12 protein-coding genes are annotated in these 15259 nt (G+C 71.1%); 3 read left to right on the top strand and 9 right to left on the bottom strand.

Annotation, left to right across the window (positions count from 1 at the left end; genetic code table 11):
- Positions 1-146 precede the first annotated feature (146 nt).
- Positions 147-2720 (bottom strand): M14 family zinc carboxypeptidase, encoded by a 2574-nt coding sequence (locus tag AB0D14_RS27370; RefSeq protein WP_362783947.1) that lies wholly within the window; start codon positions 2718-2720, stop codon positions 147-149.
- Positions 2721-2972: 252 nt separating this feature from the next.
- Between AB0D14_RS27370 and AB0D14_RS27365 the strand changes: the two genes are divergently transcribed.
- A complete protein-coding gene (locus tag AB0D14_RS27365; RefSeq protein ID WP_362783945.1) occupies positions 2973-3788 on the top strand; it encodes an EI24 domain-containing protein in 816 nt (271 codons plus the stop codon).
- Positions 3789-3879: 91 nt separating this feature from the next.
- On the opposite strand, the gene AB0D14_RS27360 is transcribed toward AB0D14_RS27365, so the two are convergent.
- Entirely contained in the window at positions 3880-5130 is a 1251-nt protein-coding gene (locus AB0D14_RS27360) for a pyroglutamyl peptidase (protein WP_362783943.1), read from the bottom strand.
- A gap of 118 nt (positions 5131-5248) precedes the next feature.
- The gene (locus AB0D14_RS27355) at positions 5249-5830 is read right to left on the bottom strand and encodes a TetR/AcrR family transcriptional regulator (RefSeq protein ID WP_362783970.1); all 582 of its coding nucleotides are present in this window, start codon (positions 5828-5830) and stop codon (positions 5249-5251) included.
- 176 nt (positions 5831-6006) lie between these two features.
- Here AB0D14_RS27355 and AB0D14_RS27350 point away from each other — a divergent pair, with 176 nt between their 5' ends.
- Complete coding sequence (locus AB0D14_RS27350; RefSeq protein ID WP_362783941.1) at positions 6007-8454, top strand: glycoside hydrolase family 3 C-terminal domain-containing protein; 2448 nt, start codon at positions 6007-6009, stop codon at positions 8452-8454.
- Between the two features lie 67 nt (positions 8455-8521).
- Here AB0D14_RS27350 and AB0D14_RS27345 read toward each other — a convergent pair whose 3' ends face one another.
- Complete coding sequence (locus AB0D14_RS27345) at positions 8522-9439, bottom strand: SGNH/GDSL hydrolase family protein (protein WP_362783938.1); 918 nt, start codon at positions 9437-9439, stop codon at positions 8522-8524.
- A gap of 213 nt (positions 9440-9652) precedes the next feature.
- On the opposite strand from AB0D14_RS27345, the gene AB0D14_RS27340 reads away from it, so the two are divergent.
- Entirely contained in the window at positions 9653-10147 is a 495-nt protein-coding gene (locus AB0D14_RS27340) for a DUF3145 domain-containing protein (protein ID WP_362783935.1), read from the top strand.
- Between the two features lie 98 nt (positions 10148-10245).
- On the opposite strand, the gene AB0D14_RS27335 is transcribed toward AB0D14_RS27340, so the two are convergent.
- The 5 genes from AB0D14_RS27335 to AB0D14_RS27315 all read right to left on the bottom strand — a co-directional run bounded on the left by AB0D14_RS27335 (position 10246) and on the right by AB0D14_RS27315 (position 15228).
- Positions 10246-11541 carry a beta-ketoacyl-[acyl-carrier-protein] synthase family protein gene (locus AB0D14_RS27335; protein ID WP_362783933.1) on the bottom strand — a complete coding sequence of 432 codons (1296 nt, stop codon included), beginning with the start codon at positions 11539-11541 and terminating at the stop codon, positions 10246-10248.
- An 85-nt stretch (positions 11542-11626) separates the two neighbouring features.
- Positions 11627-11875 carry an acyl carrier protein gene (locus AB0D14_RS27330; RefSeq protein ID WP_055611752.1) on the bottom strand — a complete coding sequence of 83 codons (249 nt, stop codon included), beginning with the start codon at positions 11873-11875 and terminating at the stop codon, positions 11627-11629.
- Between the two features lie 71 nt (positions 11876-11946).
- On the bottom strand, positions 11947-12978 hold the full coding sequence (locus tag AB0D14_RS27325) for a ketoacyl-ACP synthase III (RefSeq protein WP_362783929.1): 1032 nt from the start codon (positions 12976-12978) through the stop codon (positions 11947-11949).
- A 22-nt stretch (positions 12979-13000) separates the two neighbouring features.
- Positions 13001-13933, bottom strand: coding sequence for an ACP S-malonyltransferase (locus AB0D14_RS27320; protein WP_362783928.1), 933 nt, complete (start codon positions 13931-13933; stop codon positions 13001-13003).
- An 89-nt stretch (positions 13934-14022) separates the two neighbouring features.
- Entirely contained in the window at positions 14023-15228 is a 1206-nt protein-coding gene (locus AB0D14_RS27315; protein WP_362783926.1) for a helix-turn-helix domain-containing protein, read from the bottom strand.
- Positions 15229-15259: the final 31 nt, after the last annotated feature.

Raw genomic sequence — 15259 nt, 5'->3', positions numbered from 1 at the left:
TCTCGACATTACTCCCGCGGGTCTACCCGTCGGGGCCCCCCCCCCCCCCCCGCGACGTGAACCGCCTGGACCAACCGCTGGTTCTCCGGCGCCGCCCCCGGAAAGGCGATCCGCCGCCGAGTATCACGGTTCCCCGGGAACGTCCCTCAGGACACTGTCAGCAAAGCACGCGCGACCTGTGGGAACTGGCCCTTCGGGTGATCACGGAACAGAGGCTCCGTGCCGAACAGGACGGCATGCGGACCGCTGACCACCGAGGCCCGGCCCGCTGCCTGCGCCGGACCGCCGCTGCCGTCCTCCAGGACACGCCAGTGCCCGGAAACGAGCGGGTTCCCGGCCGCGTACGACTGCTCCACGCGGACCCCGGCGCCGAGGTCCGTGAACCACAGCGGCGCGTAGACGAAGCCGTGGTCGGGGGCGCCGGAGGTCACTCCGCCGGGCGAGTTGACCACGCGCACCACGCCGTTGGCGTCCGGGTTGCCCTCCACCGGCTCGACCGCCAGGAGCCCCGCGGCGGCGTTGAGGGCCGCTCCGGTGGCTCCGCGGCCCACCAGCCCCGCCCGGGCCAGGAAACCGTCCAGGGCGGTGCGTGCGGCCGTGTCGAGGCGCGCCGGGTCCAGCCCGGAGGACGCGAACAGGACGTCGGCCCTCGACCAGTCGAAGCCCGCGTTGAGGACCGCCGTGGACACCGGGACCACGTCGAAGTTCATCTCGCGCAGCGCGAACAGCTCGCCCGGAGTGACCGCCGCCGCGACCCGCACCCGCTGCAGCGCGGCGCCGCCGGCCGCCTTCGTCGCGTCGAAGGCCACGTCGTACGTCTTCGCCAGGACAGTGGCCCTCCCACGGGCCGAGGCGGGCACGATCGCGCTGCCGTCGGCCGCCCGCCGCACCGCGACGCCGTCCGCGAGAAGGGAGTTCAGGGCCGCGATCTCACGGGCGTCGTCGAGGCGCAGCCGCAACGTGCCGCGGGGCGCGACGTAGCCGACCTTCGCGGCCGCCCGGACCGCGCGATCCGGCACGGAGAGCTTCGGGGTGCGGGACCGAACGGTGTCGACCGTCGCCCCCCAGAGCCGGCCGAGGCTCCAGCCGGAGATGTCGTACATCACCGACACCTTGTCGCTGATGTCGCGGCCGTCCGCCAGCATCACATTGGCCATACCGCGCTTGGGCTGCCGCAGATCGACCACGTACGAGCCCTTCGCGTACGCCTTCCCGCCGAGCCTGAAGTCCTTCGTGGCCACCCGTACCCGGACGTCGTTGGCGAGCAGGTGGTCGACGAGACGGGCCGCGGCCGGGGCCGAGCGCTGGGCACCGGCGCCCGCCGGGATCACGTACGCGCGGGGGAAGTCCGTCGTGTACACGTCCTCCGGGCCGATGCCCGGGACACCCGGCACGGTCTCCGGCGAGACCGGGACCTGTGCGGCGCCCGTCACGCTCCGGCGGAAGACCTCGATCTGGTCGGCGACGAGTGAGGCGCGGTGCGTCCGGGCGTAGTCGAGGCTCGCCCGCATCGCCGCCCCCGCGATGGCCACGTTGATCGCCGAACGGCGGCGCAGTTCGGTGACGGGCAACTCGTCGTACTCGTCGTTGTTCACCGCCATCGGGAACTCGACCGTGTGCGCGGCGACCGTACCGTGGAACGGCATGTACTGCGGGGTGAAGATCGGCGGCCAGTCGTCCCAGCCCTCCTCCTGGTCCCGGAACGGGATCTGGGCGGGCTCCACACCGTCCTTCGCGGGCGTGTAGCCGAGGCCGTTGACGGCGGACTCCATGCCGAGCGCGTTGGCGTAGGTGTTCTTGAGGAAGAGGTCGTACTCGTAGTTCTCGCCGTGCGGAGGTGTCGTCGGCTCGATGAGTGTGCCGTTGACGTATCCGTGCAGGTCGACCATCAGCGCGGGCTGCTTGTCGATCGCGATCTGCCGCATGGCCCGTACCTCGGGCTGCGAGGCGGTCACGAAGTCGCGGTTCAGGTCGAAGCCGTTGGCGTTCTCACGGGTGCCGGCGATACGGCCGTCCGGGTTCGCGGTGATGTTGAAGTACACGCGGTTGTGGGCGAGGAGGTCGGTGGTGGACCCGTCCTTGGCCGTGGCGAGCTTCTCGATCAGTTCGAGGGAGGCGTCCGTGCCCTCCCACTCGTTTCCGTGGATGTTGTTGTTGAAGAAGACCGGCGTCTTGTAGTCACGCTTGACCGAGCTGTCCTTGGCGGCGGCCGCGGGCGCGTTCTCGATCAACTCGCGCATACGCTCCTGGGCGCGCGCCTGCCGGGTGGACTCGGGCGCGGTGACGGTGACCAGATAGAGCCGGTGACCCCCGGCCGACCGGCCGGCGATCTCCACGCTCACCCGGTCGCCGAGGCGCTGGAGCGCGTTCAGCTTCGGGGCGATGGCGTGGTACGGGGTGAGGCCCAGCTTGACGGACTTGTCCGCCGGGTTGTCCGGGTCCGGGGTGAGGACCTGCTCGCGCGGATAACCGCGCGTGCCTCCGGCGGTTCCGGTGCCGTCCGTGAGCTCGGTGACCGGGGCGGTCAGGGCACGGTCGGTGGCGTCCTGCGACGCCTTGGCGGCGCCGCCGGACGGGCCGCCGGAGGGACCGGATCCCTCGCGGACCGGGTTCCCGGGGCGGGGCGTGGGGTCGGCGACGGCCCCGTTCGGGGTGATGAGGAGCGCGGCCGCCGCGGTGGCGGCGGCCGTGGCGATCAGGACGGGTCTCGGTAGGCGCACGTGTACCTCCGTGGAGAGTGCCTGACACAGGTCACATCGGGTACGGGAGGTCTACCTGTTCGACTCCTCCGCAACAAGGGTGCGTCGTCGTCACGCACGGCATGAATGACGCGGACGGCGGGCCTTTGGCCGGGCCGTTGCAGTTCGCGTCGCCACGGCCAGCACCACAGCCGGTCCGGCCGGCCTGCAGGCATCCACCCTCCCCGCCAGGGGGACAACAGCCTGGGGCGGAGCCGCCGGTAGGGTGCACGTATGCGTGATTTCGGGGTGGGTTTCAAATACTTGCTGCGCGGCCAGCGATGGGTGGCCCGCCATGGAAAGCAGTTCGGGTTCGGGCTCCTCCCCGGCCTCATCACCCTCGTGCTGTACGCGGCCGCACTGACCGCCCTGGCCCTTTGGGGCACCGACTTCACCGCCTGGGCAACCCCCTTCGCGGACGACTGGTCGAGCCCCTGGCTCGGCCTCTTCCGCGGCTTCCTGACGGCGGTCCTCTTCGCGCTCGCCCTGCTCCTTTCCGTCATCACGTTCACCGCGGTCACCCTCATCCTCGGCCAGCCCTTCTACGAGAACCTCTCCGAGAAGGTCGACCGGGACGTGTCCCCGGACGGCACGGCCCCCGAATCGGGGCTCCCGCTCTGGCGCGAACTGCTGATCTCCGCACGGGACAGCCTCCGGATCGTGGCCAGGGCCCTGGTGTGGGGCGTGCTGCTCTTCGCGCTCGGGTTCATCCCGTTCGTCGGGCAGACCGTCGTCCCGGTGATCGGCTTCTTCGTCACCGGTTTCTTCCTCACCGAGGAACTGACGGCGGTCGCCCTGCAACGCCGCGGTGTCGTGCTCCGCGACCGCCTCACCATGCTCCGCTCCCGCAAGACGCTGGTCTGGGGCTTCGGCACCCCGCTGGGGGTCGCCTTCCTCGTCCCCTTCGTCGCCGTCTTCCTGATGCCCGGCGCGGTCGCGGGCGCCACACTGATGGCCCGCGACCTGCTGGGCGAGGAGACACGCGACGAGAACCGGGCCGACGAGGACCCGGCGGGTCCCGCGGACCCCGCAAACTCCCTCAGCCGCTGAAACCAGCCGCTGAAACCAGCCGCTGAAACCAGCTCTGAAACCAGCCGCTGGGGTGACTCGCTGACGTCAGCGAGTCACCCCAGCGCTGACGTCAGTCGGTGGCTTCCGCCGCCACCGTCAGGATCGACCGCACCTGGGCGACGATGTCCAGCCGGTTCTGTACGAACTGGTCGTCGGTGACCGTCCCGCTCGCCGGATCCGTGTTGCCCGCCCCGAACTCCAGTACCGGCGTGTGGACATGGCCGCCGGGGAGCGAGTCGCCCAGCCCGAGCCGGTCGCGCAGCAGCGTCGCGCGGTACGCGATCTCGTTGGAGAGGTAGTTGCCGCCTCCGCCCGACCGGGCCGTCGACCCCGCGGTCGGCCCCGCGGGGCGCACGACGGGCTCCGTCCCGCCCGCCGGGATCTCGGTCACCGACGTGTTGTCGTACACGGGAAAGCGTCCCGTGTCCGCGGCGACGATGTCCTTGTACGGCAGGGTCGTCGACGTCCACTGCGGCTGCGAGGCAGGATCGGTCACCGGGACCGTCTCGGTGCGCGAGAGGTTCTCGTTGTCCGGGAAACCGCCGCGCCAGGCCCCGTTGGTGCGCTCGACGTCGATGCGGCCCACCCGGCCCTGGCTGACCGTCGTGAACAGGTCGACCTGGGGGAGGTGCCGGCGCAGTGTCCGCTCCACCGTGCCCTCGGCGAAGTCCTGCCAGCGGACGGGGAAGACGGCGGTCTCGACGCGCGCCGGACCGTCCGCCGTCCTGATCACCGTGCCGTCCAGCGCGAGCGCGGTCGCCCCCGACGGGTTGGAGATCCGCACGTCCCGGTCCAGCGTGAACGGGTCGAAGCCGGTCACCAGGATCCGCTTGACCTTCTTGGAGTGCGGATACCGGATGGTGTCCTGGCCGCGCGAGGTCCGTTCCAGCGTGGCGAGGAGCTTGGCGCGCCGGGCCTCGGTGAGGCCGAACCCGGGCTGCCACTGGCGTACTTCACGCGTCATGCCGAGCCGGGCCCAGTACAGCGGCCGGTCGTCGTCCCTGCTGAGGTCGCCGCCCGCGGGGCCGCGGCCCTGGACCCGGTCCACCGCCCGCTGCCACAACCGGGCGCCCTGCCGTTCGGCCACCCGCTCGGCCTGGGCGTACGAGTGTGTCCTGCCCAGGGCCCGGGCGAACTCCGGTGCCACCGTGTCGAATCCGGACCGGTTCAGGATCTCCTGGGGCGCCGCCTTGCCGAGGCGCTGCTCCTCCACGGTGGGCGCGGGCGCCGCGGGATCCTCCGCGGCGAGTGCGGGCGGCGCGGCGAGTCCCGTCAGCAGAGCCAGGCCGAGGGCGCCGAGCCGAACACGTATGTGCGTCAAGGTGGTTCAGGTCCTTCCGTCGCGAGTGGGGGACGTCGTCGGATGGCGGCATTATGCGTGACGCGAGGGGCACACGCCACGGCGCGTGCCCCCTGTTACGGACTGTCCCCGCCCTCGGTTACGGACTGTCCCCGCCCTCGCCCAGCAGCGTGAGGAAGTCCCGGAACGCCCCCGGCATGTCCACCGACTCCGGCGCGAGCAGCCACTGGTACTGCAGCCCGTCCATCACCGCGACGAGCAGGGGAGCGGCCCGCTCCGGGGTGAGGCCGCCCGGCAGCCGTTCCCCGTACTCGGTCCGCAGCACCCGTGCCATGTTCGCGCGCACGGCCTCGTACCGTTCGGTGAAGTAGCCGCGCGCCGGATGCCCCTCCGTGACGCTCTCGCCGAGCAGCGCCGAGAAGGTCTGCACGATCCCGGGCCGCATGGCGTTGTACTCGACCAGCTGGCCGAGCAGTTCGAGCGGCCACCCGGTGCCGGGGACCGCGTCCCACTGGTCGCGCTCCGCCAGTACGGCGACGAGCAGCGCCTCCTTGGTCGGGAAATAGTGCAGCAGCCCCTGCGGGGTGAGGGCGACCCGCTCGGCGACCGCCGCCAGGCTCGCGCCCCGGTAACCCCGCTCGGCGATCACCTCCAGCGCCGCCCGGAGGATCTCCGCACGCCGCTCCGTACCCCTGGCCGACCTCGGCGCCCCGCTCGTCATGCCGCCACCGTACGACGGACCCGCGCCACGAGCCTCCATGACTCAATCGTAACGCTGAGGTAACGAAAACTACCGGGCGACAGGTGGCACGTGCAGGATGGAGAGCCGGAACGGACTTCAAGGGTCCTCGACGGACTACGACGGACTGCGACGGACTGCAACGAGGAGGCACGGCCATGGCAGGAATCAGGCCCACCCCGGCCGACCAGGCGCGCGAGGCGGTGGTCGAGACGGCGCTCGCGGCCCTCGACCTGGACACGAAGGCGCACCTGCTCGCCGGTCAGGACATGTGGTCCCTGCCCGCGCTGCCCGGGATCGGACTGGAGTCACTGGTCATGTCCGACGGCCCGATCGGCGTGCGGGGCGTGCGCTGGACCGCCGACGACCCGTCCATCGCCCTGCCGTCCCCCACCGCTCTCGCCGCCACCTGGGACCCCGCCCTGGCCCGCCGCGCCGGCCGGCTTCTCGCCCAGGAAGCCCGCCGCAAGGGCGTCCACGTCCTGCTCGCCCCCACGGTCAACCTGCACCGCTCGCCGCTCGGCGGCCGTCACTTCGAGGCGTACAGCGAGGACCCGTATCTCACCGGACGGATCGGCTCCGGGTACGTGAACGGCGTACAGGAGGGCGGTGTCGGGACCACCGTCAAGCACTTCGTCGCCAACGACGCCGAGACCGACCGCTTCACCGTGAACAACGTGGTCTCCGAACGCGCCCTGCGTGAGCTCTACCTGGCCCCCTTCGAGGCCATCGTCGAGAACGCCCACCCCTGGGGCATCATGACCGCCTACAACTCGGTCAACGGCACGACGATGACCGAGCACCGCCACCTGGTCGACGAGGTCCTGCGCGGCGAGTGGGGCTTCGACGGCTTCAACGTCTCCGACTGGATGGCCGCCCGCTCGACCGTGGGCAGCATCGAGGGCGGCCTGGACGTCGCGATGCCCGGCCCGACCACCGTCTACGGCGCCGCGCTCGCCGCCGCCGTCCGGGCCGGCGAGACCAGCGAGGCCCGAGTGGACGAGGCGGTGCGCAACGTCCTGCGCCTGGCCGCCCGCGTCGGCATCCTGGCGGGGGCCGAGCCCGTCGTCACCGACCCGCCCGGGTCCCCCGGGGTGATCGACGGCGAGTCGCTGGCCCGCGAGATCGCCCGCCGCTCCTTCGTACTCGTACGCAACGAAGGGGCCCTCCCGGTCCCGGGCGGCCACGCGGTCACTCTCATCGGAGCCGCCGCCCGTGACGCCCGCGTCCTCGGCGGCGGCTCCGCCACCGTCTTCCCCGCGCATGTCGTCTCCCCGCTCGACGGGCTCACCGCCGCCCTGCCCGAGGGCACCCTGACGTACGCGGTCGGCGCCGACCCCAGCCAGGAACTGTCCGCCGCCGACCAGGGATTCGAGCTGCGCGCGGTCTGCCGCGACACCGCGGACAACGTCCTGGGCACCAGCTCCGCGCCGAGCGGCCACCTCCAGTGGATGGGCGACGACCTGCCCGACGGGGTCACCCACGACCGCCTCCACAGCGTCGAACTGACCGGCACCTTCACCCCGCGCGAGAGCGGCCCGCACACGTTCGGAATCAAGGGACTCGGCGCCTTCACGCTCACGATCGACGGTACGCGGCACTTCGACGGGGTCCAGAGCACCGACAAGGACGACCCGTTCGTGACGTTCTTCGGCGACCCCGTGGAGCGCGCCACGGTGGACCTGACCGCCGGCCGGGCCTACGAGGTCTCCCTGCGCCACACGGTCGTCGTCCCCGACAACGTGCCCATGAGGGTCATCACCTTCACGCTCGCCCACCAGGAGCCCCGGCGCGACCCCGACGAACTGATCGCCGAGGCGGTCGAAGCGGCCCGCGCCGCCGACACGGCGATCGTCGTGGTCGCCACGACCGAACGCGTCGAGTCCGAGGGCTTCGACCGCGCGGACCTCCGGCTCCCCGGCCGCCAGGACGACCTGGTCCGCGCGGTCGCCGCCGCCAACCCGAACACCGTCGTGGTGGTCAACTCCGGCTCCCCGGTGGAACTCCCGTGGCGCGACGAGGTCGCCGCGGTGCTGCTCTCCTGGTTCCCGGGCCAGGAGGGCGGCGCCGCCCTCGCCGACGTCCTCACCGGCGCCCACGAGCCCGGCGGCCGGCTCCCCACCACCTGGGGCTCCTTCGAGACCGCCCCGGTCACCCGGGTCACCCCGGCCGACGGCGAACTCCCGTACACCGAGGACGTGTTCATCGGCTACCGCGCCTGGGAGAAGGCGGGCCGCACCCCGGCGTACCCCTTCGGCCACGGCCTCGGCTACACCGACTGGACGTACGACGAGATCGACGTGACGAATACGACGGTCACGGTCCGCGTCACCAACTCCGGTACGCGCGCCGGCCGCGAGACCGTCCAGATCTACGTGGCCCCCTCGGTCCCGGCCCCCGATCGCCCGACCCGCTGGCTGGCAGGCTTCGCGAGCGTCGAGGCGGCCCCGGGGGAATCCGTGGAGACAAAGATCAACCTCCCGAGCCGAGCCTTCGAGATCTGGGACGACCACACCGGCGCCTGGACCCCGGTGAAGGGCCCGTACGTCCTGGAGGCATCCCACTCACTCACAGACACCCGGCTGAGGGCACCGCTGAGCTTCTAGGGGTGCGGGGCGCGGGGCCGTCGGGGTGGCAGGGCGGCGGGGCAACGCGGTTTTTCAGGGAGCCCCCTCACCCCGCCGGAGGCTTACGCGCAGTCACCACCGCGTACGCCATCTCCGCAAGCCGCGCCTGCCCGTTCTCGCTCGGGTGGAACCAGTCCCAGTGACTCAGCTGCTTGGTCCCGAAGCGGTACTCGAACACCGCCCCACCGTCGAACCGGCACCGCCGATGCTTCGCACACACCTCTTCCAGAACCGAGTTGTAGGACTCGACCCGGTCCTGAACCCGGTCCCGCCGCAGCGTCGCCGTCGAGGTCAGCGAGTCCGCGTCACCGAGCATCGACGGACAGATCCCCAGCTTCCAGATCTGCTTGCCCATCGGATTCGCCCGCCCCTGCGACCACAGCCGCTTCAGATCGGGCACGCTCGACACGTACACCTGGGTCTTCGGCAGTGTCTTGCGCAGTGTGGTCAGCGCGTCCTCGAACTGGCTGCGGAAGTCCGCGACCGACGTCATGGCGGACACCGACGAGCGGCAGGCGTCGTTCGCGCCGGCCATCACCGTGACCAGTTCGGGCTTCCTCGTGGCGGCCTGGGCCATCTGACCTGGCAGGTCGGCCATACGGGAGCCGGTCTCCGCGTAGTTCCAGCTGTGCCGGGCGGCCCCGGACGCTCCCAGGAGGCGTACCGCGAGGCTGTTGACCTTCGCGTCGGTGCCGGTCGCCCACGAGACCTCGGGGCAGTCGGCCAGCACCGAGCAGGCGTCGAACCCGCGGGTGATCGAGTCGCCGACCGCGGCCAGCGAGCGGGGACTGCGGTCCCAGGCCGGAGTCGGCTTCGGTGAGGGCTTCCCGGTCCGGGCGGCGGTGCCCGACGGCTCCGCGGAGTTGCCGCCGACCGCGTCGCATCCGGTCAGTCCCACGACACCGACAAGAGCCGTCACGGCGGCCGCGACCAGGCCCCGCGAACGGTGACCACGGTTTCGCATCCCCAGTTTCCCCTCGTTGGTCCACCTCGTTCGTCACGCGACGGCATCCCGCCCCAAGCGTCCTCCCGGGTGAAACCTCCGTGTTTCCGGGCGCTGGGACCGACGGTACGTCACACTCCCCGCGCCGCCGCACGGTAGCCTCGCCACGTGGCTGTCCTGTGCCACTGAACGTTCCGCCAGGTTGCAAAGTGCCCGCTCTGTCCGGAGGTCCCAGTGACGACACGTGGAGTTCTCTACGTGCACTCCGCGCCGCGCGCGCTGTGCCCGCACGTCGAGTGGGCGGTCGCGGGCGTGCTCGGCACGCGGGTCAGTCTCGACTGGATCCGGCAGCCCGCCTCGCCCGGCACCTGGAGATCCGAGTTCTCCTGGAAGGGCGAGGCCGGCACCGCCTCCAAACTCGCCTCGGCGCTGCGCGGCTGGCAGATGCTGCGCTTCGAGGTCACCGCCGAGCCCTGTGCCACCGCGGAGGGCGAGCGCTACAGCTGCACCCCTGACCTGGGCATCTTCCATGCGGTGACCGGAATACACGGCGATATCATGATCCCCGAGGACCGTCTGCGCGCTGCCCTGGCCCGCTCCCAGCAGGGCGAGACACAACTGGAGTCCGAGCTCACCAGGCTCCTCGGCAAGCCCTGGGACGACGAACTGGAACCCTTCCGCTACGCGGGCGAGGGCGCCCCGGTCCGCTGGCTCCACCAGGTCGTCTGAGCCCCGCAGCGGACAACGGAACGACAAGTGGCCCGACCCCTCAAAGAGAAGTCGAGCCACTCACCAGCATGACAGGAACGGCCGAATCCAGACGGTGTCTAGACGGTCCGGAACGCCAGAACCACGTTGTGCCCACCGAACCCGAACGAGTCGTTGAGCGCGGCGATCCGTCCCTCGACAGGCAACTTCCGCGCCTCACCACGAACGATGTCCGCGGTGGCCTCCGCCTCGGGGTCGAGGTTCTCGACGTTGATGGTCGGCGGCGCGACCCGGTTGTACAGCGCGAGCACCGTGGCCACCGACTCCACACCACCCGCACCGCCGAGCAGATGCCCGGTCATGGACTTCGTACCGGACACGGCGAAGTGGTCGGCGTCGTCGCCGAAGACCTTCCGCAGCGCCTTCAGCTCGGCCACGTCACCGGCCGGCGTGGAGGTCGCGTGCGCGTTGACGTGCACGATCTCCGCCGGGTTCAGGTCGGTGCTGTCGAGCAGGTGCTGCAGGGCGGCCGCGATGCCGCGGCCCTCCGGCTCCGGCTGCACGATGTCGTGGCCGTCGGAGGAGATGCCCTGGCCGACCGCCTCCGCGTACACGCGGGCACCGCGCTTGGCGGCGTGCTCGGCCGACTCCAGGACCAGGACGCCGGCGCCCTCGCCGAGGACGAAGCCGTCACGGCCGATGTCGTAGGGACGCGAGGCGCCCTGCGGGTCGTCGTTGTTCTTGGACATCGCCATCATGTTGCCGAACGCGGCGATGGGCAGCGGATGGATCGCCGCCTCCGTACCACCGGCGACGACGACGTCGGCGCGGCCGGTGCGGATCATCTCGATCGCGTAGCCGATGGCCTCGGCACCCGACGCACAGGCGGAGACCGGGGTGTGCACACCGGCGCGGGCGCCGACGAGCAGACCCACGTTGGCCGACGGGCCGTTCGGCATGAGCATCGGGACGGTGTGCGGGGAGACGCGGCGTACGCCCTTCTCCTTCAGCACGTCGTACTGGTCGAGCAGGGTCGTGACACCGCCGATGCCGGAGGCGATGACCGCGCCGAGACGGTCGGGGTCGACCGCCATCTCCGGCGCGGCAGCGCCTGATGCCTCAGCGTCGGCCCTGCCGCTGAAGCCGGCGTCCGCCCAGGCCTCCTTGGCCGCGATCAGCGCGAACTGCGCCGAGCGGTCGAGGCGGCGGGCCTGCGGGCGCGGAATGACCTCGCCCGGTTCCACGGCGATCTGCGCCGCGATACGGACCGCCTGGTCGGCGGCCCACTCCTGCTTCAGAGGGCCGACACCGGAACGTCCGGCGATCAGTCCCTCCCAGGTAGAGGCTGCGTCGCCACCCAGCGGTGTGGTTGCGCCGATACCGGTGACGACCACGGTGCGATTGGTCGGGATCACGGGAATTCTTTCTCCAACGGATACGAGGATTCAGCGGCGCCACCGCCGGGTGGCGGGGCTAGCGGCACTCGGGGTGAGAGGTTGCTCAGCCCTGGTGCTTGAGGATGTACTCGGTCGCGTCGCCGACCGTCTTGAGGTTCTTGACGTCGTCGTCCGGGATCTTGACGTCGAAGCGCTCTTCGGCGGCGACGACGACCTCGACCATGGACAGCGAGTCGACGTCGAGGTCGTCGGTGAAGGACTTCTCCAGCTGGACGTCCTCGACCGGGATGCCGGCGATCTCGTTCACGATGTCGGCAAGACCGGCGACGATCTCTTCCTGAGTGGCGGCCATGTCAGGCGCTCCTTCTTGTGTTTCCAGAGGGTGTGGCGGTACTACCGCCCGGAAAGGTCCGGACGGTGTGCCTAGGGGAGGGTAACGACCGTCGCGGCGTACACGAGACCCGCCCCGAAGCCGATGACGAGCGCGGTATCGCCGCTCTTCGCCTCTCCGGTCGCCAGGAGCCGCTCCATAGCGAGCGGAATCGAGGCGGCCGAGGTGTTGCCGGTGGTGCGCACGTCACGCGCGACCGTGACGTGCTCCGGCAGCTTGAGAGTCTTCACCATCGAGTCGATGATCCGCTCGTTGGCCTGGTGGGGAATGAAGACGTCCAAGTCGTCCGCAGTGAGTCCGGCGGCTTCCAGCGCCTCCTTGGCGACCTTGGCCATCTCGAACACGGCCCAGCGGAACACCGCCTGGCCCTCCTGCGTGATCGCGGGAAACTTGATCTCGCCCTTGGAGTCCAGGGGCAGCTCGGACACGTCACCGATCCGGAAACGGTCCCAGGGAATGGTCTGCCTGATCGTGTTGGACTTGTCGCCCTCGGAACCCCAGACCGTGGGGCCGATGTGCGGCTCCTCGGAGGGTCCCACGACGACCGCGCCCGCGCCGTCACCGAACAGGAAGGCCGTCGCGCGGTCCTCCAGGTCGGTCAGGTCGGACAGCCGCTCGACGCCGATGACGAGCACGTACTCGGCGGAGCCGTCGACGATCATGCCCTTGGCCAGGGTCAGCCCGTAGCCGAAGCCGGCGCAGCCCGCCGAGATGTCGAAGGCCGCGGCCTTCGCCGTACCGAGCTTGTCGGCGATCTCGGTGGCGACGGCCGGGGTCTGGCTGAAGTGGGAGACGGTCGAGACGACCACGGCGCCGATCTGCTCGGCGCCGATCCCGGCGTCGGCGATCGCCTTGCCGGACGCCTCGATCGACATCGCGGCGACGGTCTCCTCGTCGTTCGCCCAGTGCCGGGTCTCGATGCCGGAGCGCGACCGGATCCATTCGTCGGACGAGTCGATGCGCTCAAGGATCACCTCGTTCGGCACGACACGGACCGGACGGTAGCCGCCCACACCGAGGATCCGCGCGTACGGGGCGCCCTTGCGGGCTCTGATCTTCGACATGCTCTGTCGGCTCCTTACGCGCTCAGGCGGAGGCGTGCTCGGCGATGAGCTCGCGAGCCGCTTCGAGGTCGTCGGGTGTCTTGAGCGCCAGCGTCTGCACGCCGGGCAGCGCGCGCTTGGCGAGACCGGTCAGCGTGCCGCCCGGGCACACCTCGATCAGCGCGGTCACGCCGAGTTCCTTGAAGGTCTCCATGCACAGATCCCAGCGGACCGGGTTGGCGATCTGACCGACCAGCCGGGAGACGACCTCGGCCCCCGTGCCGACGGTCCGGCCGTCCTTGTTCGAGACGTAGCTGATCGTCGGGTCGGCCGGCGAGAGGTCCGCCGCGGCCTGCGCGAGGACGTCGACCGCCGGAGCCATGTGACGGGTGTGGAACGCGCCCGCGACCTTCAGGGCCACCACCCGGCGTACGCCTTCGGGCTTGTCGGCCTCCAGGGCGGCCAGCTCCTCCAGCGTGCCGGCGGCCACGATCTGGCCCGCGCCGTTCACGTTCGCCGGAGTCAGACCGAGCTTCCTCAGGTGCGGGATGGTCACCTCGGGATCACCGCCGAGCAGCGCCGACATGCCGGTCCGCGTGACGGTGGCGGCCTCGGCCATCGCCAGGCTCCGCTTGCGTACGAGCGTCAGTGCGGCCGTGTCGTCCAGGACACCCGCGAGGACGGCGGCCGTGATCTCACCGACGCTGTGCCCCGCGACGGCACCGGGCGTCACGGCGCCGGGCGCCACGGCACCGAGTGCCGAGGCGGACAGCAGACCCGCGGCGACCAGCAGCGGCTGCGCGACCGCGGTGTCCCGGATCGCGTCCGCGTCTCCTTGCGTTCCGTAGTGGGCAAGGTCCAGCCCGATGGCGTCCGACCACGCGGCGACGCGGTCGGCGGCGCCGGGGAGGTCGAGCCAAGGAGTCAGGAAGCCGGGCGTCTGGGCACCCTGGCCGGGAGCGACGAGTACGAGCACTCTCACACTCTCTCTTGTGGACGGGCTCGGCCGCCCGTGGGGACAGGGACGAAGAACAGGAGGGGGAATTGTAGGTCCCCGACAAAAGCCTAGAGCTGGGGATCTCCATCGGCCAGACGTCCCAGGATCAGCGCGATCCGCAGCGTGAACGCCGAACGCACGTCGGAGGGCGACCAGCCGGTGACGTCAGTCACACGTCGAAGCCGGTAGCGCACGGTGTTGGGATGGACGAAGAGCATCCGGGCCGCCCCTTCGAGACTGCTCGCCTGTTCGAGATAGACGCTCAGCGTCTCCAGAAGCGCGGACCCGGCCTCCTGCAGCGGTCTGTAGATCTCCTCCACCAGCTGGTCGCGCGCCGCGGGGTCCCCGGCGATCGAGCGCTCCGGCAGGAGATCGTCCGCCAGCACCGGACGCGGGGCGTCCTGCCAGGCGAAACACGCCTTGAGCCCGGCGGCCGCGGCCTGCGCGGAACGGGTCGCGGCGAGCAGGTCGGGCACCACGGGACCGGCCACCACCGCTCCCGCGGCATACGGCCCGATCAGGGACTTGGCCACGGCGATCGGGTTGTCGCTGCCGCCCGCGATGACGACCAGCCGGTCACCGAGAACACCGGTGAGCACCTGGAGCTTGGCATGCCGGGCCGCCCGCCGGATGGCCTCGACGGTCAGCTCGCTGTCACCGCTGGGGGCCGTGCCCAGCACCACGCACACATGCTCGGGCGAGTTCCAGCCGAGGGCCGCGGCACGGGACACCGCCCCCTCGTCCGCCTCGCCGGAGAGAACCGCGTTCACGACCAGCGACTCCAGCCGGGCGTCCCAGGCACCGCGTGCCTCGGCCGCCTGCGCGTACACCTGGGCGGTGGCGAAGGCGATCTCCCGGGCGTACACGAGCAGCGCCTCGCGGAGCACGTTCTCGTCGCCCGGGGCCGCGACCTCGTCGATCGCGGACTCCATCACCTCGATCGTCGTCCGCACCATCTCCACGGTCTGGCGCAGGGTGATCGCCCTGGTCAGCTCGCGCGGGGCGGTGCCGAAGACATCCGTGGAGATCGCCTGGGGAGCGTCCGGACGGCGGAACCACTCGGTGAAGGCCGCGATACCGGCCTGCGCGACGAGGCCGATCCACGACCGGTTCTCCGGGGGCATCGCCCGGTACCAGGACAGCGTCTCGTCCATGCGCGCGATGGCCTGGGCGGCGAGCCTGCCGGACGACTTCTCCAGCCGCTTCAGGGTCGCCGTGTGCGCCTGGGCGGCGCGCGCCGCGCGTTCGGTGTTGCTGGATTCGGGTTCGGGCACGGGACAAGACTGCCTTATCAGGACGGGAGGA

Source organism: Streptomyces sp. NPDC048484 (assembly GCF_040651415.1).
In the GTDB taxonomy this organism is placed as follows: Bacteria; Actinomycetota; Actinomycetes; order Streptomycetales; family Streptomycetaceae; genus Streptomyces.
This window is presented reverse-complemented; position numbering and strand designations above follow the sequence as displayed.

Bases quoted from the DNA above. Each gene is read 5' to 3' on its own strand.
- AB0D14_RS27350 (WP_362783941.1), top strand. From the start codon at position 6,007: ATGGCAGGAATCAGGCCCACCCCGGCCGACCAGGCGCGCGAGGCGGTG.
- AB0D14_RS27355 (WP_362783970.1), bottom strand. From the start codon at position 5,830: ATGACGAGCGGGGCGCCGAGGTCGGCCAGGGGTACGGAGCGGCGTGCG.
- AB0D14_RS27365 (WP_362783945.1), top strand. From the start codon at position 2,973: ATGCGTGATTTCGGGGTGGGTTTCAAATACTTGCTGCGCGGCCAGCGA.
- AB0D14_RS27345 (WP_362783938.1), bottom strand. From the start codon at position 9,439: ATGCGAAACCGTGGTCACCGTTCGCGGGGCCTGGTCGCGGCCGCCGTG.
- AB0D14_RS27325 (WP_362783929.1), bottom strand. From the start codon at position 12,978: ATGTCGAAGATCAGAGCCCGCAAGGGCGCCCCGTACGCGCGGATCCTC.
- AB0D14_RS27330 (WP_055611752.1), bottom strand. From the start codon at position 11,875: ATGGCCGCCACTCAGGAAGAGATCGTCGCCGGTCTTGCCGACATCGTG.